Annotated in this window: 27 protein-coding genes; 15 read left to right on the top strand and 12 right to left on the bottom strand. The window is 60.8% G+C overall.

Annotation, left to right across the window (positions count from 1 at the left end):
* Positions 1–55 precede the first annotated feature (55 nt).
* Positions 56–280, top strand: a complete 225-nt coding sequence (locus tag AC07VF_RS03850) for a DUF6555 family protein (RefSeq protein ID WP_192171998.1) — start codon at positions 56–58, stop codon at positions 278–280.
* Positions 281–363: 83 nt separating this feature from the next.
* A complete protein-coding gene (locus AC07VF_RS03845) occupies positions 364–633 on the top strand; it encodes a hypothetical protein (protein WP_192172285.1) in 270 nt (89 codons plus the stop codon).
* Positions 634–856: 223 nt separating this feature from the next.
* On the opposite strand, the gene map is transcribed toward AC07VF_RS03845, so the two are convergent.
* From map to AC07VF_RS03830, 3 genes are all read right to left on the bottom strand, one after another.
* Positions 857–1642, bottom strand: coding sequence for a type I methionyl aminopeptidase (gene map / locus AC07VF_RS03840; RefSeq protein ID WP_346626226.1), 786 nt, complete (start codon positions 1640–1642; stop codon positions 857–859).
* Positions 1639–1893 carry a ParD-like family protein gene (locus tag AC07VF_RS03835; RefSeq protein WP_108120136.1) on the bottom strand — a complete coding sequence of 85 codons (255 nt, stop codon included), beginning with the start codon at positions 1891–1893 and terminating at the stop codon, positions 1639–1641. Before AC07VF_RS03835 ends, map begins: the two co-directional genes overlap by 4 nt.
* A gap of 92 nt (positions 1894–1985) precedes the next feature.
* On the bottom strand, positions 1986–2330 hold the full coding sequence (locus AC07VF_RS03830) for a helix-turn-helix domain-containing protein (protein WP_192172000.1): 345 nt from the start codon (positions 2328–2330) through the stop codon (positions 1986–1988).
* A 193-nt stretch (positions 2331–2523) separates the two neighbouring features.
* On the opposite strand from AC07VF_RS03830, the gene AC07VF_RS03825 reads away from it, so the two are divergent.
* Entirely contained in the window at positions 2524–2679 is a 156-nt protein-coding gene (locus AC07VF_RS03825) for a hypothetical protein (RefSeq protein WP_282371537.1), read from the top strand.
* Between the two features lie 39 nt (positions 2680–2718).
* Here the strand turns inward: AC07VF_RS03825 and AC07VF_RS03820 are convergent, their stop codons facing one another.
* Together AC07VF_RS03820 and AC07VF_RS03815 are read right to left on the bottom strand one after the other, a co-directional pair.
* Complete coding sequence (locus AC07VF_RS03820; RefSeq protein WP_282371535.1) at positions 2719–2955, bottom strand: hypothetical protein; 237 nt, start codon at positions 2953–2955, stop codon at positions 2719–2721.
* Between the two features lie 159 nt (positions 2956–3114).
* On the bottom strand, positions 3115–4146 hold the full coding sequence (locus AC07VF_RS03815) for an Ldh family oxidoreductase (protein ID WP_495008122.1): 1032 nt from the start codon (positions 4144–4146) through the stop codon (positions 3115–3117).
* Between the two features lie 184 nt (positions 4147–4330).
* On the opposite strand from AC07VF_RS03815, the gene AC07VF_RS03810 reads away from it, so the two are divergent.
* Complete coding sequence (locus AC07VF_RS03810; protein WP_495008269.1) at positions 4331–5569, top strand: NAD(P)/FAD-dependent oxidoreductase; 1239 nt, start codon at positions 4331–4333, stop codon at positions 5567–5569.
* 18 nt (positions 5570–5587) lie between these two features.
* Here AC07VF_RS03810 and AC07VF_RS03805 read toward each other — a convergent pair whose 3' ends face one another.
* From AC07VF_RS03805 to AC07VF_RS03795, 3 genes are all read right to left on the bottom strand, one after another.
* Entirely contained in the window at positions 5588–6019 is a 432-nt protein-coding gene (locus AC07VF_RS03805) for a GNAT family N-acetyltransferase (protein ID WP_495008121.1), read from the bottom strand.
* Between the two features lie 161 nt (positions 6020–6180).
* Positions 6181–6447 carry a PepSY domain-containing protein gene (locus AC07VF_RS03800; protein WP_037010913.1) on the bottom strand — a complete coding sequence of 89 codons (267 nt, stop codon included), beginning with the start codon at positions 6445–6447 and terminating at the stop codon, positions 6181–6183.
* A 148-nt stretch (positions 6448–6595) separates the two neighbouring features.
* Positions 6596–6784 (bottom strand): hypothetical protein, encoded by a 189-nt coding sequence (locus AC07VF_RS03795; RefSeq protein WP_122538211.1) that lies wholly within the window; start codon positions 6782–6784, stop codon positions 6596–6598.
* A gap of 254 nt (positions 6785–7038) precedes the next feature.
* Here AC07VF_RS03795 and AC07VF_RS03790 point away from each other — a divergent pair, with 254 nt between their 5' ends.
* Positions 7039–8871 (top strand): monovalent cation:proton antiporter-2 (CPA2) family protein, encoded by a 1833-nt coding sequence (locus tag AC07VF_RS03790; RefSeq protein ID WP_282371524.1) that lies wholly within the window; start codon positions 7039–7041, stop codon positions 8869–8871.
* Positions 8872–9101: 230 nt separating this feature from the next.
* Here AC07VF_RS03790 and AC07VF_RS03785 read toward each other — a convergent pair whose 3' ends face one another.
* The gene (locus AC07VF_RS03785) at positions 9102–10316 is read right to left on the bottom strand and encodes a molybdopterin molybdotransferase MoeA (protein WP_495008120.1); all 1215 of its coding nucleotides are present in this window, start codon (positions 10314–10316) and stop codon (positions 9102–9104) included.
* A gap of 6 nt (positions 10317–10322) precedes the next feature.
* Complete coding sequence (gene moaB / locus AC07VF_RS03780; protein ID WP_122538205.1) at positions 10323–10862, bottom strand: molybdenum cofactor biosynthesis protein B; 540 nt, start codon at positions 10860–10862, stop codon at positions 10323–10325.
* Between the two features lie 78 nt (positions 10863–10940).
* Here moaB and mobA point away from each other — a divergent pair, with 78 nt between their 5' ends.
* Both mobA and AC07VF_RS03770 read left to right on the top strand, forming a co-directional pair.
* Positions 10941–11534, top strand: a complete 594-nt coding sequence (gene mobA, locus AC07VF_RS03775) for a molybdenum cofactor guanylyltransferase MobA (RefSeq protein ID WP_495008119.1) — start codon at positions 10941–10943, stop codon at positions 11532–11534.
* 84 nt (positions 11535–11618) lie between these two features.
* Positions 11619–11843 carry a YgdI/YgdR family lipoprotein gene (locus tag AC07VF_RS03770; protein WP_074887297.1) on the top strand — a complete coding sequence of 75 codons (225 nt, stop codon included), beginning with the start codon at positions 11619–11621 and terminating at the stop codon, positions 11841–11843.
* Positions 11844–11956: 113 nt separating this feature from the next.
* Here the strand turns inward: AC07VF_RS03770 and AC07VF_RS03765 are convergent, their stop codons facing one another.
* A complete protein-coding gene (locus AC07VF_RS03765; protein ID WP_495008118.1) occupies positions 11957–12847 on the bottom strand; it encodes an RluA family pseudouridine synthase in 891 nt (296 codons plus the stop codon).
* 410 nt (positions 12848–13257) lie between these two features.
* Here AC07VF_RS03765 and AC07VF_RS03760 point away from each other — a divergent pair, with 410 nt between their 5' ends.
* Positions 13258–13524, top strand: coding sequence for a hypothetical protein (locus tag AC07VF_RS03760; RefSeq protein ID WP_495008117.1), 267 nt, complete (start codon positions 13258–13260; stop codon positions 13522–13524).
* Positions 13525–13581: 57 nt separating this feature from the next.
* On the opposite strand, the gene AC07VF_RS03755 is transcribed toward AC07VF_RS03760, so the two are convergent.
* The gene (locus tag AC07VF_RS03755; protein WP_282371516.1) at positions 13582–13821 is read right to left on the bottom strand and encodes a glutaredoxin family protein; all 240 of its coding nucleotides are present in this window, start codon (positions 13819–13821) and stop codon (positions 13582–13584) included.
* Between the two features lie 260 nt (positions 13822–14081).
* Here AC07VF_RS03755 and AC07VF_RS03750 point away from each other — a divergent pair, with 260 nt between their 5' ends.
* From AC07VF_RS03750 to AC07VF_RS03720, 7 genes are all read left to right on the top strand, one after another.
* Positions 14082–14396: an ElaB/YgaM/YqjD family protein gene (locus tag AC07VF_RS03750; RefSeq protein WP_065991492.1), complete on the top strand. Its 315-nt coding sequence runs from the start codon at positions 14082–14084 to the stop codon at positions 14394–14396.
* A gap of 5 nt (positions 14397–14401) precedes the next feature.
* Positions 14402–14788: a phage holin family protein gene (locus tag AC07VF_RS03745; RefSeq protein WP_192172011.1), complete on the top strand. Its 387-nt coding sequence runs from the start codon at positions 14402–14404 to the stop codon at positions 14786–14788.
* The gene (locus tag AC07VF_RS03740) at positions 14785–15126 is read left to right on the top strand and encodes a hypothetical protein (RefSeq protein ID WP_192172012.1); all 342 of its coding nucleotides are present in this window, start codon (positions 14785–14787) and stop codon (positions 15124–15126) included. Before AC07VF_RS03745 ends, AC07VF_RS03740 begins: the two co-directional genes overlap by 4 nt.
* Positions 15127–15268: 142 nt before the next feature.
* The gene (locus AC07VF_RS03735) at positions 15269–16432 is read left to right on the top strand and encodes an EAL domain-containing protein (RefSeq protein ID WP_495008116.1); all 1164 of its coding nucleotides are present in this window, start codon (positions 15269–15271) and stop codon (positions 16430–16432) included.
* A gap of 95 nt (positions 16433–16527) precedes the next feature.
* Positions 16528–17859, top strand: a complete 1332-nt coding sequence (locus tag AC07VF_RS03730) for a deoxyguanosinetriphosphate triphosphohydrolase (protein WP_192172014.1) — start codon at positions 16528–16530, stop codon at positions 17857–17859.
* Between the two features lie 309 nt (positions 17860–18168).
* Positions 18169–18558: a response regulator gene (locus AC07VF_RS03725; protein ID WP_495008115.1), complete on the top strand. Its 390-nt coding sequence runs from the start codon at positions 18169–18171 to the stop codon at positions 18556–18558.
* Positions 18559–18921: 363 nt separating this feature from the next.
* Positions 18922–19548 (top strand): response regulator transcription factor, encoded by a 627-nt coding sequence (locus AC07VF_RS03720; protein ID WP_065991486.1) that lies wholly within the window; start codon positions 18922–18924, stop codon positions 19546–19548.

Here is a 19548-nt window from a genome sequence, read left to right as displayed (position 1 = left end):
AGCAAGCCCCCCCTCATTCAGCCGGCGTTAACGCACGCCCCTACAGGCCAGCACCATGAATGACTATAAGGATTTTGAAATTCATTACCGGTTTCAAGGTGAGCCGCGGCACTTCAATCATCAAGGCAATCATCTCTGCGAAAGTGACGCGCTGCATTTTGCGACCTTGCACGCAGGGGTGGGCGCCGTCGAGGGTCACATCTGCGCGGGGCCGGTGAAACGCGCGCTGCTTTACGCCGAAGGCCTGGGCGTCACGCAGGTGCAATGGAAACGCACCTGATCGAGGAAAACTGCAAACAAACCCGGATTCACGTGGTCGGAATTTACAAGCAGCGCTCATCACACCAGCAAAGCGAGGTAAACATGACCATCGATAACGCACTGAAGCAGGAAGTCCTGACCCGATTGCTACATGCCCACCCGGCAGGCCTGGGCAAGGAAGTTCTGGACAACTACCGAGGGGAGAATGCGGTTGCAGACACCCTTGAGCATTTGCAGGAGGCGGGATTGATTCACGACGGGTGCGTTAACCGCCCTGCTGAAGGGGATCGCACGTTGAAGTACCCCGTTAAACTCAGTTCTTCCGGAGTCGTGGCTGCCAGGCAGCTGGAAGCTGAGCCATCCAGACATTAAGGTTCAAGCAGGCAACAAAAAACCGGCCAAGGCCGGTTTTTTTGTGTCCGATAAGTGGTGTTCTCCCCTGGTGCTACCTGCACTGATCATCCAAAGCCTGTCAGGAAGCAGCACCACAGGGGAACGAGAAGGAGCCTACAAGCTCAGTCCCGTTTTCGTCACGTTCGCTATTGTGACTTCATGCGTCCAGACCCACTTGCTCAACCTTGCTCAACGCCCGCGCTCAGACCGCCGGGTAGTTGCCCGTGCCGTCCGGCCACGGGGTCAGCAGCTCGAAGCCCGTCTCGGTCACCGCCACCATGTGCTCCCACTGCGCCGACAGCGACTGATCGCGGGTGAGCACGGTCCAGCCATCATCCAGCACGTAAGTGCCCGGTTTACCGGCGTTGATCATCGGCTCGATGGTGAAGACCATGCCGGTCTTGAGCTTCAACCCCTTGCCCGCTGCGCCGTAATGCAGGACTTGAGGTTCCTCGTGGTATTTGCGACCGATGCCATGCCCGCAGTACTCACGCACTACGCTGAAGCCTTCGCGGTAGGCCACGCTCTGGATGGCATGGCCGATGTCGCCCAGGGTCGCACCGGGTCTCACGGCGTGTATCCCCGCCAGCGTGGCTTCGTACGTGGTTTCAACCAGACGCCGGGCGAGCGGGCTGACCTCCCCGACGTAGTACATGCGGCTGGTATCGCCGTACCAGCCGTCCTTGATGACCGCGACGTCGATATTGACGATGTCGCCGTCCTTAAGCACGTCATCCGCTGACGGGATGCCATGGCAGACGACCGTGTTGGGCGAGATGCAGGTGGTTTTGGTAAACCCGTGGTAGCCGACGTTGGCAGGGATCACTTTGAGCTCGTTGACAATGTAAGCGTTGCAAATGTCATCCAGCGCTTCTGTGCTAATGCCCGGCTTGACGTGCTCTGCGATCATCGCCAACACATCTGCGGCAAGGCGCCCCGCCACACGCAACCCGACCAGATCGGCTTCGGTCTTGAGACTGATGCTCATTGGGACACCGCCCGGGCCGGGGCCAGATCCGGTACCAGGTCGCAGGGCTGAAGACTCAATACGGCGCCGCCAGACGTTTCAGCGCGGATCAGCAACTGGCATATCTCGCTGTAATTCAGACCGGGGTGTAGCTCGGCTAGCATGCCCACCCGCATCCAGTGCTCGGCCTGAGCATTGATCGAGCGACTCAAGGCCGCGCTGGCGCAACGTATGTTGGCGTGCATCTGTTCGGAAATTTTTACCAGTCCCATACCGACCTCTCGAAGAATATACGGAGCATATACGTTCCATATATTTTCTTGCAACCGGCCGTCGTGATTCCTCCGTGCAGAGCGTGCCCCTTTTATGCAGAGCGGGAAAACTCGGTCGCGCACTCTGAAAGCGACGTAGCCAATTGCGAAATCGCCTCGCGGTCATCTTCGCTGAGCGCCCGGTAATGAGTAATGACTGCCCGCTCCGCGTCGTTCAGCGTGTCGGTGGCAATCGGGGTCCTCTCGCCTGACAGCACGTACATGACGTCGATGCCTTTTTTGCCCAGCGCCGCCAAGTAATCCGAACGCGGGATGCGTTCACCGCTTTCGTATTTGCCCTGGGCGTTGGCCTCAACGCCACCGATGGAGCCGAAGTCCTGTTGCGACAGCCCGAGCCGTTTGCGTTCTTCTTTCAGACGTGAGCCGAGATCTTTCATAAACGAGGGTCCTGAAGTTGACTGTGTTCAAAGAGCAAGACCCCATTGGTCCGAGGGAGTTGCGCCCTTGGGCTCATTTGGTCAATCTTCCGAATTGACGGCTCAAGGAATCACCTTCGTGGCCGATAGGTTCTGATGTACCGCTATTCTTTTTGAATGGCAGCCCGATTTCTGTAGTTCGGAGAACCAGACAATGATTTCTTTCTTACTGGGTTGGTTGGCGCTGTCGGCTGTGGGCACATTGATTGCCTTGGCGATGATTCGCACCGGTAAAATGCGCCAGCCTGACGCAGACGGCACGGTGAACGGTCAGACGCCCGTCCCGGTGCTGGTGCGATTCAAGCCCTGAATCAATCCCGGCTGTCTTGCCGGGAGCACGCTCCTGACATCATTCCCCTGCGAGCTGACCCTGTTCAGCCCCATAGACATTGGCGTTGCCCGTGGCGTAACCGGCGCTTGATGGCACAAATGCGATATCGGCCTGACTGGCGCTGAACTGGCGAAGTCCCGACGCCAGAGCAAGAAAATCCTCACGCTGCATCTCGTTGCCCCACACGCTGCTGAATGACGACTCGTTTTTCTGCGCAGCGAATTCCTGACGGGTGTTGACTTGATTGGTTTGCATGGCCGCTCTCTTCTTCTCGATACTGTTTAAACATACAGTATTTTCAACGCCCCTCGAGCGCAAGTCCTGTCGCGACGAATGGTCATGGGGATGAGCCTGAGTTTTGGGCTCACTCAGGCAGCCTCCGCGCCGTCCTATACGTCATTCAGCGTCCAGCCGTTAACCTTTAGCCAGCGCTTCCAGCCGATCGAGATCCTCTGCCGACACTGCAATCCCGTCTTTCAAGGAGCGCTCGCGCTGACGATAGCGGCGATCGCCCGGCATGCGCTGCTGGCCGGCGCCGTGCATCTGCCGGACCAGTTCTTCGCTGCGTTCGGCGAATGCCTGACCGCTGCCCTTGTCCGGATCAATGACGATGATCACCTGGCCGGTCCAGGGGGTTTGCGCGCCGGGAGACTTCGACATGTCGAACTCGAAGGAGAAATTGCCGCCGGTGAGCGCGGCGGACAGCAGCTCCACCATCATCGACAGCGCCGATCCTTTGTAACCGCCAAAAGGCAGCAACGCGCCGCCGTCGAGAATGGCTTCCGGGTCTTCGGTCGTATTGCCGTTACGGTCGACGCCCATCCCCGGCGGCAGCAGGCGCCCCTCTCGGGCGGCGATCTGCACGTCGCCATGGGCGATGGCGCTGGTGGCCATGTCAAAGACGATGGGCTGACCGTCAGCCCGTGGCGCGGCGAACGCAATGGGATTGGTACCGAACAAGGGTTTTTGCGCATCGTGGGGCACGACGCAGGTCATGCTGTTGACCACGCTCAAGGCCACCAACCCTTCCTGGGCGAACGGCTCGACGTCCGGCCACAGCGCGGCGAAGTGATGGGAGTTGCGGATGGCCAGAATGGCGATCCCGGCGCTGCGTGCTTTCTCGATCACCAGGGCCTTGGCGGCCTGCATCGCCGGCTGGGCAAAACCGCCCATGGCATCGACGCGCACAAACGCTGCGCCGACGTCCTCGACATTTGGTTCGGCCTGGCCGTCCACCCAACCCACTGCCAGCGACGACAGATAGCCCTTGATGCGGAAGATGCCGTGGCTGTGGGAACCGTCGCGCTCAGCCGCCGCGCAATTGGCGGCCAGCACCCGCGCTACTTCTGGCGAGGTGCCGTGACGCACAAAGATCTGCCGCAGCAGCTCAGTGAGATCAGTAAAGGAAATCGTCCGGGTGGCCTGGCGACCGTGGGTGGAAGGCATCTGAAGCTCCGTTGTGATTATTGGAAGTGGAAGCGGAACAGAGAGGGCAGGCGTCCGGAGACGCTTGTTATGAAGAGTAATGCGCAGCAACCAGCGGGTAAACTGCAGGCCTCGCGCAATGGCCGCCCTGCCCTCAACCGAACGAGGACCGCTCATGGATTCGCTCACCGCTGATAGCCCGATCGTGGATTGCCAAACCGTCGTCCTCGGCGCCGGTATCGTCGGCGTCTGTTCCGCACTGCACCTGCAAGCGGCAGGCCAGCAGGTCGTCTTGCTGGACCGCGATGAACCCGGCGCTGGTACCAGCCACGGCAATGCCGGCTTGATCGAACGGTCCAGCATCGTCCCCTACGCCTTTCCGCGCGAGTGGTCGCGGCTGGCGCGCTATGCACTGAACCGGCAATCCTCCATGCGTTTCAGCCCGACCTGGCTACCAAAGATCGCGCCCTGGCTGTTTCAGTACTGGCAAAACTCTTCGCCCGCCAATCTGGCCAGCGCCAGCCGCGCAATGCTGCCGCTGATCGAACGCTGCGTCAGCGAGCACGACCGGCTGGCCGAGGCCTCAGGCATGACCTCGCTGATCCGTTCCAGGGGCTGGATCGAGTTCTATCGCGACCAGGGGGAATTTGATCTGGCAGTGGCCGACGCCCGCACTTATGACCGTCACGGCCTGCGTTATGAGGTGCTGGATGCGGGCCAATTGCGCGAGCGTGAACCTCACCTGAATGGAGCGCTGGGCGCCATTCACTGGCTCGATCCGAAAAGCGTGAGCGATCCCGGTGCACTGGTCCGCGGTTATGCCGCGCTGTTCGTCGAACGTGGCGGCCTGTTGCTCAAGGGTGACGCGCGCAGTCTTTGTCAGCACAACGACGGCTGGCGGGTGGAAACACGCGAGGGACAGGTGCAGGCACAAAACGCGGTAGTAGCGTTGGGGCCGCAATCGACAGAGGTGACTGCCCGGTTTGGATACCCCATCCCCCTGGGGATCAAGCGCGGTTATCACATGCATTACGCGGCAAACCCGGATGCGTCGTTGCAGCACTCGATCATCGACGCCCAGGCGGGGTATGTGCTGGCGCCCATGGCGCGGGGGATTCGTCTCACCACCGGCGTCGAGTTCGCCGCGCCGGACGCGCCGATCAACGAGATCCAGCTGCGCCGCTGCGAAGCCATCGCCCGAAGGTTGTATCCGTTGGGAGAGCGGCTGGACGCTGAACCCTGGCTGGGGCGCCGACCGTGTTTGCCAGACATGCGCCCGGTCATCGGGCCTGCGGCTTCCCACAATGGGCTGTGGTTCAACTTCGGGCACGCCCACCACGGCCTGACCCTCGGCCCGGTCACAGGCCGACTGCTGGCGGAAATGATGACGGGCGCCACGCCGTTCACCGATCCCGCGCCTTACAGCCCGGGCCGGTTCAAGTAGACCTCATCACACCATTGACTACTCTGCCTGCAAGCGCTTCTGGAAGAACAGCCGCTGGTGCCCGGGCGGATAGTCATCCAGCTGACCAAATTGCTCATAGCCATGTTTGCGATAGAACTCGGGTGCCTGGAAATCAAAGGTGTCGAGCCACACGCCAAGGCAACCCCGTTCGCGGGCGAGGTCTTCGGCCATCTTCATCAACTGGCTGCCCACGCGCTGCCCCCGGGCCTGTTCAGGCACCACGAGCAGTTCGATGAACAGCCAGCTGTAGAGGATTCGGCCGTGCAGGCCACCGAGCACGGCATCGGTGTGCTCGTCGCGGACAAACAGCGCAAATTTTTCTGACTTGCCGTCGCCGGCCATGGCTGCGTTGTAATCCTTCAATGGCTCGAGGATCTGCAGGCGTTCTTCTTCGGAGGGGTTGGATTTGAATTCGATCCGGACACTCATGCGTCGCTTCCTGCTGACGGAAATGGGGACGGCAAGATTGTCGGATATACAGGCGGGAGTAAAGCCGAGAAGGGGTTAAAGCGAAGAAGAAGTGCGAGGGATGCGGTGAGGATGGATGTGGAAGCCCGGGGGCTCCCACACGCGCGCAAGCGCCGGATTGATCAGTCTTTCTGATCGCGCAGGACGTTGCCGGAGGTGCCGTCGATGCGGAATTCGTAGGTCAGGCTGTCCGCCTTGCGGCCTTCGCCTTCCCAGTAGCCATTGTCGTCGGCTTCGATCTTGTAGATCTCGGTGTAACCTGCCGACTTGGCTTTTTCGATCGCTTTTTCGATGGTGATCCAGCCAGCGCCCGGTTTGTCCGCCAAGGCGAACTGTGCGGTGGTCAGGGCAGCGGTGGCGAGAACGGCAGCGGTAAGTTTCTTGATCATGATTGAACTCCATTTCCCTGTACGGGCTTTTTGAATGCGATTTTTTGGAGTTCGTGACCGAAAAAATAGTTCAGCCGGGGTTTGTAACCGCTTGATGCTGCCATATGAAGTCGCAGCGCTGACACTGCTAAAAAAGCACCAATGTGGATCAGCGCTTGACCTTGCGCCGCAGCACGCCGTTCAGGACCACCACGACGACAGCGACAAAGATCGCTATGTATTGAAAGGTCTTTTCGCTGAGCACGCCGGTGGTCTGCAGATGGGACAGGCCAAGCATGATCGCCAGAACGCTCAAGGCGATGATGATCGAGTAAATCAGACGCTGTTTGTTGGTCATTGCGGGATTCCTGAAAACCGGTCGAGATGTGGGGCGCGGTACAAATGTGCGGACATGGTACCTGCTCACGTCGACGCTGACACGCCAACCCCCGCGCCCGGCCTGCGGCGAAGCGTCTCGGCCGCTGATGTCCGTCACTTTCACGTGGTTTAATACGCGCACTTTTCAGTCGCTCAAGCGTTTTCAGGGCGGTAGGACGGGTCTGCAACAAACGCAGAATCCTTCCTCTGCCCTCTTTCAACAAGGAGTTCCCAATGCCCCATGAAGGCAGCCTGTTGCAGGCCGCAGTCGTGTTCCTGCTCGCCGCCGTTCTCACGGTTCCTCTGGCCAAACGCCTGCAACTGGGCGCCGTGATTGGCTACCTGATCGCGGGTGTGATCATCGGCCCGTCTTGCCTGGGCCTGATCGGCGATCCACAAAGCGTCGCGCACATCTCCGAGCTGGGCGTGGTGCTGCTGTTGTTCATCATTGGCCTGGAGTTGTCGCCGCGACGCCTCTGGACCATGCGCAAATCGGTGTTCGGTGTCGGCATGGCACAAGTGCTGCTGACGGGGGTGGTGATTGGCGCCGTCGCTTTGCTGGGCTTCAATCAGCCGCTTAACAGCGCCGTGGTGCTCGGCCTGGGGCTGGCGCTCTCGTCGACCGCCTTTGGCCTGCAAAGCCTGGCCGAACGCAAGGAGCTCAACGCGCCCCACGGTCGCTTGGCCTTCGCCATTCTGCTGTTCCAGGACATCGCGGCCATCCCGCTGATTGCCCTGGTGCCGATGCTGGCCGGCGGCTCCCACGATGCCAGTTCCGGCGATTCCCTGCGTCACGGCCTGCAAGTGCTCGGCGGCATCGCCATTGTGGTGGTCGGCGGTCGTTACCTGCTGCGGCCGGTATTCCGCATCGTCGCCAAAACCAAGCTGCAGGAAGTGTCCACGGCGACCGCCCTGCTGGTGGTGATCGGCACGGCGTGGCTGATGGACCTGGTGGGCGTGTCCATGGCGCTGGGAGCGTTTCTTGCCGGTCTGCTGCTGGCGGACTCTGAGTACCGCCACGAACTGGAAGCGCAGATCGAGCCGTTCAAGGGCCTGCTGCTGGGGTTGTTCTTCATCAGCGTCGGCATGGGCGCCAACATCGGCCTGCTGATCAACTCGCCGTTCACGGTGCTGGGCCTGACGCTGTTGCTGATCGGCTTGAAGTTGCCGTTGCTGTTCTTCGTCGGACGTCTGGCGGGCGGGCTCGGCAAGCAAAGTGCGCTGCGTCTCGGGCTGGTCCTGGCGGCGGGCGGTGAATTTGCTTTCGTGGTGTTCAAGATCGGTCGTGATCAGGGCCTGTTCGATGCCGCGCTGTACGACACCCTGGTGCTGACGATCACTTTGTCCATGGCGCTGACGCCGCTGTTGCTGCTGGCCCTGTCGCGCTGGCTCAAGCCCAAGACGGTGATCAAGGAAGTGCCGGCAGAGTACAAAGAAATCGAATCCGACAACCCGCGCGTAGTCATTGCGGGCATGGGCCGGATGGGGCAGATCGTTGCGCGTATCCTGCGCGCGCAGAACATCCCGTTCATTGCGCTGGACACGTCGGTGGAAACCATCGAGTTCACCCGCAGCTTCGGTAATGTGCCGGTGTTCTACGGCGACCCCCTGCGTCCGGAAATTCTGCGCGCGGCGAAGGTGGACCAGGCCGAATATTTCGTCATCGCCACGGACGACCCGGACACCAACATCAAGACCGCCGAACTGGTGCGCAGGCTGTACCCGCACATGAAGATCATCGCCCGGGCCCGTAACCGCCAGCACGTTCACCGCTTGCTGGATCTGGACGCTGAAGCGGTACGGGAGACGTTCTACTCAAGCCTGGAAATGACCCGCCGCACGCTGATCGGGCTGGGCCTGAGTGAAGCTCAGGCGGCCGCGCGCATCGATCGATTCAAGCGTCATGACGAACAAGTGCTGAATCGCCAGCACCTGATCTACGACGACGCCGCGAAGGTCATGCAAAGCGCGCTGGAAGCCCGGACTGAATTGTCCGAGCTGTTTGAGTCTGACCGGATGGACGAAGAGGCGAGTGATGCGCAGCCTGCGGTGAAGGTCAAGAAGTAGACCAAGCGGAATTTCGACGTGCAAGATCAGGCCCATGCCACGATCACCGGCGCATGGGACCTTGTGGGAGTGAGCTTGCTCACGAAGGCAGTGTTATGGCCGCCGGAAATGTGGGGCGAACACCGGCCCTTTCGCGAGCAAGCTCGCTCCCACACGTTATGCGGTGCGGGTGAAAACTCCCGGCCACTGCCCGCTTGTGTGGTTGAGCCTTCTGAAGAAGGCTCATCTCTTCAGGCCATGACTTCGCTCAGCGGAATGAAGTTGAGCAGGTCGCCCTCCGCCACCGTTGTGCCTTCCACAATCTCGATCAGCCCGTCGGCCCAGGCGGCGCTGCGCAGCACACCCGAGCTCTGATTGCGGTAGGCAACCAGCCTGCCCTGCTCAAGGCGTCCGCGCAGGTACTCGCGCCGGTTACCCGGTTTGGTCCAGGTGAATGCAGCAGGCACCTGAAACTGCAGCGGCTTGACAGCCTGCACGCCCAGGCGTCTGAGCAGATAGGGCCGTGCCAGCAACGCGAAGGTCACCAGCGTCGACGCCGGATTGCCGGGCAGACCGATCACCGGCACGCCACGGAAATGGCCGAAAGTCAGCGGTTTTCCGGGTTTGATCGCCAGTTTCCACAGCGCAATCTCGCCCTCTTCCCGCAGCGCGTGGCCGAGAAAATCCGCTTCGCCGACGGACACGCCGCCCGTGGAGAGGATCAGGTCGACGTTGTTCAGGCTGCCCAGCGCTGCGCGAGTTTTCTCGAGGTTGTCGGGAAGGATGCCCGCATCGACCACTTCGCAGCCCAGTCGCGTCAGCCAGCTGCACAGCAGCACGCGATTGCTGTTGTAGATCTGCCCCGGGCCCAGGGGCTGCCCCGGCTCGATCAACTCGTCTCCAGTGGACAGAACAGCCACCCGGGCGCGGCGCACGACCTGCACATGGCCGAAGCCCATGGTCGCGGCCAGGCCCAGTTCGATCGGGTTCATGACCGTACCGGCGTCCAGTACCTTGTCGCCGACGGTGGTTTCCTGCCCTTTCGGGCGAATGTTCTGACCGGTGCTCAACGGCTCGAGAAAGCGCACTGTCGCGTCCGCCTGGACCTCGGCGTTCTCCTGCATTTCGACGCAGTCAGCCCCCTCAGGAACCGGAGCGCCGGTGAAGATTCGCGCGCAGGTGCCCGGCTGCAACGGCTCAGGTGCCTGCCCGGCGAAAATGCGCTGGCTCACCGGCAGCGGCTCGCCGGTCCAGTCCGCGACGCGCATCGCATAACCGTCCATGGCGCTGTTCGGCCACGGCGGCAAGTCCAGCGTCGAGACCAGATCCTCGGCCAGCACGCGTCCTTGGGCATCGGCCAGCGCCACGGTTTCACGCTCGGTGATCGGTGCGGCGGCGGCGAGGTCCATCAATCGCTGCATGGCCTCTTCGACCGGCATCAGCCCACTCATTTCAGGTGCGCTCATGGCAGCTCACCCGCGCGTCGCGCAGGGTTCGGCCTTCTTCAAGTGCGGCACGAAGTTGCACGGGCGAAAGCTGTTGTTCAACTGGTCGGCGAGAATGCCGTCCCAGCCGGTGCGCACGGCGTTGGTCGAGCCCGGCAGGCAGCACACCAGCGTGCCATTGGCCAGACCGGCAAGGGCGCGGGACTGAATGGTCGAGGTGCCGATATCAGGCAGGGAGATCTGGCGGAACAACTCGCCAAAACCGTCCACCTGTTTGTCCAGCAGGCACGCCACGGCTTCCGGGGTGCTGTCGCGGCCGGTAAAACCGGTGCCGCCGGTGATCAGCACGACCTGCACTTCATCATCGGCGATCCAGGTCGCCACCTGGGCGCGAATCTTGTACAGGTCATCCTTGAGCAGCACGCGCTCGATCAGGCCATGACCTGCAGCGGTCAGGCGGTCGACGAACATCTGGCCGGAGGTATCGGTTTCAAAGGTGCGAGTGTCGCTGACAGTCAGAACAGCGATATTCAGGGGTACGAAAGGCGAGTCTGCCTTGGCTTTCATGGCGAGGTCCGGTTGTAGAGGAAACAGGGCGGTGTTATATCACAGCACCTGTTTTTTACCCCGCCGACCGAGCTGATCATGACCCCTTCCGAAACCCTGCCGCCCTGCTCCCTCCTGCTGCTCGCCGGTGGCCAGGGCCGGCGCATGGGCGGGCGTGACAAAGGCCTGATCACGTGGCGCGACAAGCCTTTTATCGAGCATTTGTACGGGCTGGTGCGACCGCTCACGGACGACCTGATCGTTTCGTGCAACCGCAACCGCGAACAATACGCGCGCTACGCCGACCGCCTGGTCGAGGATGAGCAACAGGATTTCCCCGGCCCCTACGCAGGTATTCGCGCAGGCCTCGCCGTGGCGAAACATGATTATCTGCTGGTGATTCCCTGCGACATGCCGCTGCTGGATCGCCCCCTTCTTGATGGCCTGCGCCAGGCCGCTGCTGCAAACCCCGGCGTGCCGGTGATGGTCCGTCAGGGCGAGCAGTGGGAGCCGCTCCTGTGTTGCATTCCCACCTGTCACGCGCAGGTGTTCGAACAGCATTGGCAGGAAGGACAGCGCAGCCCGCGCCGGACCATGGCAGAATTGCGCGCCGTCGGGTTGCAATGCGAGACCGACGACCCCCGTCTCGCCAACCTGAACACGCCGGATCTATTGACCGAGATCAAGCCCTGAGCGCAGCAGGCAGGTTTCATGGAACTTTGCCGTTACACTCTGCGTCAGACACATCACTAAACAAAATACCCCGGAGACACAGCAATGAAACAACGGACTCTTCCTGCCGCCTTCCTGCTCGCACTGAGCCTCGCCTCTTTGGCCGGTTGCTCTTCGCCAACGGTAATCACGCTGAACGACGGCCGTGAAATCCAGGCAACCGACGAGCCGAAGTACGACGAAGAGTCGGGCTTCTACGAGTTCAAGCAGCTGGACGGTAAAGAAACCCGCATCAATAAAGATCAGGTTCGTACCGTTAAAGAACTGTGATCTCCGCTTGATCGCGAGGGTTTGAAAAGACCGCCGCTGAAAGCAAAAGACCCGCCAATCGAGCGGGTCTTTTTTTGCCTGGAATAACCGGGCCACGCTGGGCCTGAGCCGCGTTACCAATCCAGTGTGATCCGGCTCTCGAAGACCCTTTCCTCTCCGGTCACCGGATCAATGAAGCGCAGTCCCTGGGCGAGCAGTTTGAGCGGATTGGCGTAGTCGTCCACGGCATCCTTGAGCACATCGGGGTAGAACGGGTCGTTGCAGATGCCGGCGCCCAGAGCGGCCATGTGCACGCGCAGCTGATGTTTTTTGCCGGTCACCGGGTACAGCGCGTAACGCCAGAGCCCTCCATTTTGTTCGCTGACTTCGACGCGGGTCTCCGTGTTGCTCGGTCCCTCTCCCTCCTGCATGCGGAAGAACGGTTCGCCGTCGACCAGCCGGCTTTTGTGAACGCGCGGGAACGCCATGTCGGGCAGCGCAGGCGCGATCGCTTCGTAGCGCTTTTCAATTCGCCGGGTCGGAAACAGCGCCTGATACGCCGACCGCGTTCGCTTGTTGGCCGAGAACAGCACCAACCCCGCCGTGTGCCGATCGATGCGGTGCAGGGGCACCAGGTCGGGATTGTCGAGGGTGCGAATCAATCGCCGCAGCAGGGTCTGCTCGACGTACTCGCCCGCCGGGGTGACGGGCAAAAAATGCGGCTTGTCGGCGACCACCAGATGCTCGTTGGCGTACAGGATCGACTCCTGCACCGGGATCGGCGTTTCGTTGGGCACTTCGCGAAAGTAATGAATGCGCAAGCCTTCGCGGTAACCAAGGTCCACCGCGATCGGCTGGCCGTCAGCGTCGAGCACCTTGCCCCGCGCGATGCGGTCCAGCCACTGCTCGCGGCTGATGGCACTGAAGCGCTCGCACAGGCAATCGAGCACCGTCAGCCAAGGCCCGGGCGGCAGATACAACGTGCTGGCTTGACGGTGGGCGGCGGTAAACACAGGTGCGGACATAAACGGCTCAGAATAAAAAGGGTGATGGCGGCAAGGCTGGCATTATCTACGCCGAAGAATCTTTGCGCGACCGGGCAAATAACAGTTTTGCCGGGAGGCTCTAGCACGCGCCACACGGAAGTGCGCGACGTTATGTCGCACGGAAATCCGGCGCCAGTTGTCTGACAACCATAGGTCAGTGCTAGATGCGCAAATTGATTTGTCCTAAAATGTTTCGAAATCGGCACGCAGGCGCGAATCCGAGCGGACACGAACACCCTCGTGATCGAAATCGAAAACGCCTGCCAGACCTGAACTCATAAAAAGAAAGCCCGTCATCGACGGGCTTTTTTCGTTTTCAGGATTTGTACCGCGCATTGAGCGCTGCTGCCGGCCACAGATTTCTTTTCGCAACTTTTGAGGTTACGCCCATGCTGGTTCAATTCTTCCAATGGATCAAACGTCTCTCCACCGGGACTTCATCGCAGAACGATGAAAACTACTCCCAGTCCTTTTCCAACGAAGACCATGACGTGGGTCGCTGGACGTTGATGTCGGTGTTCATCGTGCTGACCCTGAGCCTGTACATCGTCGCCGGCCTGGGCTACTACGCCAAAGTGCACGTCTGGGACGGCATGACCGAGGAGCAGAAAGCCGCCGTCGCTCAAGCCATGGTGGTCGACACGCAATACCTCTGACCCGCAATCTCTGAAGCCGATGCTGAAACGGGGGTTCATGCCCTGATCACGTGTGCTTCAGCCGCTCAGAAACAGCACGACCTGATCGGTGTCGAACGGCCAGTCCAGTTCGGCACCGGTGTCTGCCCGCCTCAGCACGGGAATCCTCAGACCATAGGTTTCGTAGTCCGCCTCGCGCTCGGCGATGTCGACCAGCTCCACCATCAAGCCGTGCTCCACCAGCGGCATGAGTACGGCCTCGGCCACCTCGCACAAATGACACCCCAACGTTCCGAACAGCTGACATTCCGGTGGCATGGATGGGCCCCTCTGTGGCTGGGATTCCAAGGGTTGGATCGACAAGTCTAGAACCGGCCGCCGATACCGTCGAGTCCCCGCACGCGTCCTGATGTTCTTCGAATCGCCCGCCCACACTGGAGCGCGACGTTCGGCGAATGCACCGGAACAGCGCAGAACCGCTGCAGACGAAACGGTGGCTCAGTTCACGCGATTGGAATGAACCTTCAGGAATGCGCCATACTCGAAACCCCATATCGTCATCCCCTAAGGAGAAAACCATGGCTCGACCTACAGCAGAAAAAGCCCAGGACATTTTGATGTCTGACTTCCAGACGCTGGTTGCCGATACGGAAAAACTGCTGGCGCACACGGCCTCCCTGGCCGGTGAACAGGCTGACGAGCTGCGTGAGCAGATTCGCGAAAGCCTGCTCCGTGCCCGCGAGACCCTCAAATTGACCGAAGAAACCCTGCGCGCACGGGGCAAGGAAGCGGTCATCGTCACTGAGGACTATGTTCAGAACAATCCATGGCAATCCGTAGGCATCGCAGCTGGCGTCGGCTTTCTGCTGGGCCTGCTGGCCACCCGGCGCTAACGGCCATGACGCAGCCGACAGGTCCAACCGGGACCGAACAATCCTCTTCGCCACGGCGGCTGGGTGCGGCCATTCTGGGGCTGTTGCACACCCATGTCGAACTGTTCGGCATCGAGCTTCAGGAGCAGAAAGCCCGTACGGTCAGGCTGTTGCTGTTCGCAGGCCTGGCGCTGGTTTTCGCGTTGCTGCTGCTCATCGGCCTGTCCGCGCTGCTGCTGGTTCTGGTCTGGGACAGCTATCGCCTCTACGGAATCATCGGCTTGTGCGGGTTGTACACCCTGGCGGCATTGTTCTGCGCCATGCGGCTCAAGGCAGCTGTTTTCGATGAGTCTTCACCCTTCCATTCGACCCTGGAAGAACTGGCTAACGACCGCGAGCGACTGATGCCATGAGCACACCTCAATTGCCCCAGACCCACAATCGTCGCGAGCTGCGCAAAGCGCTGATCCGCCTGCGCATGGAGATGCACCGTCAAGAGATCCGTCAGGAATCCTCGCGATTGATGCATCCCCTGCAACGCATGCGCGGCATGGCCTCTGACCTGCCCGGCTCCCTCGGCATCAAGCATGGGCCGCTGTGGGGCGTCGGCGTCGTCACCCTGCTGGGATTTCTCACTGGCAAGGGCACGCGCAGCAAAAAAACCGGCAGCGTTACCCGGCTGATCAAGTTCAGCGCAACCGTTTTGCCGTTGATCAAAATGGCCCTGCAGAACTCGTCCCGCCGTCGCTAAACGCCTTCTGGCTGCATTCTTGCTAACAAACCCCGCCTTGCCCGATATGCGTATCGGGTGAGGCGACGGTGCTTGTCGAACGAGAACCCGCAGCCAATCCCTCGCCAACGCCACCCCACTCAATCGCCACTAAGGAGGCCATGTGTTCGATGGGCAACCCCTCGCCTGTTTTCAGCCGTTCATCGACACCGCGACCGGCCGCATCGCCGGCATCGAAGCCCTGGGCCGCCTGCGCCAGGCGGATGGCAGCCTGCAATCGGTCGGCCCACTTTTTGCGGATCCGCGGCGGCCGGCCGTGCAATTGCGTCGGCTGGACCGGCAGGTTCGCGACAATGCCCTGAGCCGTTTCCATGAGGCGCCCGGCGACTGGTTCCTCAGCCTGAACATCTCCCCGCGCTGGATCAGCCGCCTGCGCCCCGATGAATCGCCACCCAGCCTCAAACAGCTGCAGAGCTATGGGATCCCCGCAGAACGGATCGTCTTCGAAATTACCGAGTTGAGCGGCGACGGGCAGCGCCTCAATGAGGTAGTGGCCCGCTACCGCGACGCCCGCGCACGCATCGCCATCGATGATTTCGGCGCCGGCTATTCGCAGCTGGACCGGGTGCTGGCGTTGCAACCCGACATTCTCAAGCTGGACATGCGCCTGTTTCAGGCCGCAGCCCGGGGCGGCCCCAGCAGCGATGTGGTCAAGGCCCTCGCGCAGATGGCGGAGAAAACCGGGTGCTGGATCATCGCCGAAGGCGTCGAGACAGAAGCCGAACTGGACTTCGCCCTCGAATGCGGCTCGCGTTATGTCCAGGGCTATCTGTTCGCCCCGGCGCAGCTGGATTTCTTCGCAGCCGATGCGTTCGTCGACCGCTTCGCTGCCCTGCGCGATCGTTACGTGATGAGGAAAGTCGCCGAGCGGGAACAGCTGATGACCCTGCGCAGGCAACTCACGCAATTGATGTCCCGGCTGCAGCGCTGGGCCGAAGGCAATGCGCCGCTGAGTGATTTGCCCCAGGTCACGGATTTCCCGTGGCTGCTGCGCTTTTATCAGTGCGACCGTCATGGCACGCAGCTCACGCCCAATCTGGAATGGCGCAACGGGGCGTGGACGGCGGACGCCCGGTATCTGGGCCATAACTGGTCCTGGCGCCCCTACTTCTATCACCTGCTCGCCGAGGGATGGCACGAGCGGCGCCTGACGCTGTCGAGCACCTACCGCGACACCACCAGCAATCAGTATTGCCTAACCGCTGGGCAGTTCTTCGACAACGGCGAGCGTCTGTTGCTGATCGATGTCGACGCGGCCGGGTTTTGACGGTGCTTGCTGGTGTCGTTTCATCGATCTTGTGCTTGCAGCGTGCGGGGCGAACCGGGAAGCTAGCGCGGTAATCACCCGACGGAGTACCGGCCTTGGATTGGCAAACCCTGCTCACCCGCGAGCGCCTTGGCAAGACCCTGCACAGCCCTGAAGAATTGGGGCGCAGCCCGTTCCACAAGGATCACGACCGGATCATTTTCTCCGGGGCCTTTCGCCGTCTCGGCCGCAAGACTCAAGTTCATCCGGTCACCAGCAACGACCACATCCATACGCGCCTGACCCACTCGCTGGAAGTCAGTTGCGTCGGCCGCTCGCTGGGCATGCGCGTCGGCGAAACCCTGCGCAGCGCCCTGCCCGACTGGTGTGACCCCAGCGATCTGGGCATGGTCGTGCAATCGGCCTGCCTGGCCCACGACATCGGCAACCCGCCGTTCGGCCACTCCGGCGAAGACGCCATTCGCAACTGGTTCAAACAGGCCGCCGGCCGTGGCTGGCTGGACGCGATGAGCGAGGTCGAGCGCAATGACTTCCTCAATTTCGAAGGCAATGCCCAGGGCTTCCGCGTCCTGACTCAGCTGGAATACCACCAGTTCGAGGGCGGCACGCGGCTGACCTACGCCACCCTGGGCACCTACCTGAAATACCCGTGGACGGCGCGTCACGCCGACTCGCTGGGCTACAAGAAACACAAGTTCGGTTGCTACCAGAGCGAGCTGCCGATCCTGGAGCAGATCGCCGGCAAACTCGGCCTGCCGCAGATCGAGGACCAACGCTGGGCCCGGCATCCGCTGGTGTACCTGATGGAGGCTGCTGACGACATCTGCTACGCGCTGATCGATCTCGAAGACGGCCTGGAAATGGAGTTGCTCACCTACGACGAAGTAGAGTCGCTGCTGCTGGGTCTGGTGGGCGATGACCTGCCGGAGACCTATCGCCAGTTGGGACCGAATGACTCGCGGCGTCGCAAGCTGGCGATTCTGCGGGGCAAAGCCATCGAGCACCTGACCAACGCCGCCGCCCGCGCGTTCGTCGAACAGCAGGACGCGCTGCTGGCCGGCACACTGCACGGTGATCTGGTCGAGCACATGCACGGGCCCGCCAAACGCTGCGTGCTCAACGCCAAGGACATGGCGCGCAAGAAGATCTTTCAGGACAAGCGCAAGACGCTCCACGAAATCGGCGCCTACACCACGCTGGAGATCCTGCTCAATGCGTTCTGCGGCGCGGCACTGGAGCAATTCGGCGGGCATGACCTGTCGTTCAAGAGCCGGCGCATTCTCGATCTGCTCGGCAATAACGCACCCGACCCGAGCTGGCCGCTGCACACGTCCTTTCTCCGGGTCATCGATTTCATCGCCGGCATGACCGACAGCTACGCCAGCGAAATGGCCCGTGAAATGACCGGGCACTCCAGCCCCGTCTAGCGGCGCCTTGTAGCCGTCGCGCTTGTCGAAGGCGCTGGCAAAAGCCCGAATCCGACCCTGAATCAGGGCCCGGATTCGGGCTTTTCTCGTTGGGCCTTCAGGCAATCCAACAGCAACTTCGGATATTTCCTACACAACCGTCGGAATGCCCTTATCGCTGGTCGTACATCCCTGCCGAATAATCCGCGCCATTCCGAGCCTTGGGACAACTCGACCCATTACCTCCCGAAGACACCGCTCGCCCTGCGAGCGCGCCGCCGGCCCGCCTTCAAACAGCGGCGCTCACTTCCCCTACGTCTGGAACCGCCGATGTTCACTAAAGATTTCCGAATCCTGCTGGTAGAGGATCATCCGTTTCAACTGATCGCCTTGCAGATCCTGCTGAACAACCATGGCCTGTACCGCATCACGCCGGCGCTCAATGCCAGCGAAGCACTCGGCGCCATGGAGCGCAGCGCCGAACCCTATGACCTCCTGCTCTGCGGCCAGCGTCTGCCCGGCATGTGCGGCCTGGAGCTGATACAGACGGCGAACCAGCGCGGCTTGATCCAGCGCGCCGTCCTGCTCAGCGGCCTCGATGCCGATCCGCTGGCCACCCTTGAGTCGGAAGCCAAAGCGATGGGCCTGCCATTGCTGGGGTGCCTGAGCAAACCGCTCAACACCCTGGAGCTGATCAGTCTGCTGTCCACACCCGCGTAATGTTCGCTTGCAGGCCGGTCTTTCCCTGTCTGTGTCAGCACTCATCCAGGCCAATGCCGAGTGCGCATTTCTGATGTGCCGTTGATATCCGGCAAGCGACGTATTTAAAAATGTAGGCACAGTTTCGCGAATGTGTAGGGTTATTCCGATTCGAAATAAACACGTGCGTTTAAATGCATTTAATTCAAGGGTAACTGCAGTTACGTATTAAACATTCATGACCGCTGCGTGCATCCATGTACGCACATACGCTTATTTCTGTAGGAACATTCCTATATAGCGCTTCGGGCATGATCTCCTTATGTGCGCCTTGAACATCTGAGATAAGGTGCGCGCTTTCTTGCCACCCGTTATGGATTCATCATGAACTCAATTTTTATTATCGACGACCACCCGGTCATACGCATGGCCATACGTATGCTTCTGGAAAACGAAAATTACGAGGTGGTCGGAGAGACCGACAACGGCGTCGACGCCATGCAGATGGTCCGTGAATGCATGCCCGACCTGATCATCCTCGACATCAGCATCCCCAAGCTGGACGGGCTCGAAGTCCTCGCCCGCTTCAACGCCATGAACCTGCCCTCGAAGATTCTCGTACTCACCGCTCAGGCGCCGAGCCTGTTCGCCATCCGATGCATGCAGTCGGGGGCCTCGGGTTATGTGTGCAAGCAGGAAGACCTCAGCGAACTTGTCAGCTCGGTAAAAGCGGTATTATCCGGCTACAATTACTTTCCCAGTCAGGCCCTTGCCGCGTCGATCAAAAAAGAGGGTGACCCCAACGAGCTTGAGCGCTTCAAACTCGTCAATGACCGTGAACTGATGGTGTTGCAACTGTTTGCCCAGGGGCGGACAAACAAGGAAATTGCCAAAGGCATGTTCCTCAGCAACAAAACGGTCAGCACTTACAAAACCCGATTGATGCAAAAACTCAAGGCCAAAACTCTGGTAGAACTTATCGAGATGGCAAAACGCAATTCGCTAGTGTGA

The sequence above is a fragment of the Pseudomonas sp. GW821-FHT02H06 genome, from assembly GCF_059421525.1.
The sequence above is the reverse complement of the archived record's forward strand: the minus strand, read 5'-3'. Positions and strand labels throughout refer to the sequence as shown.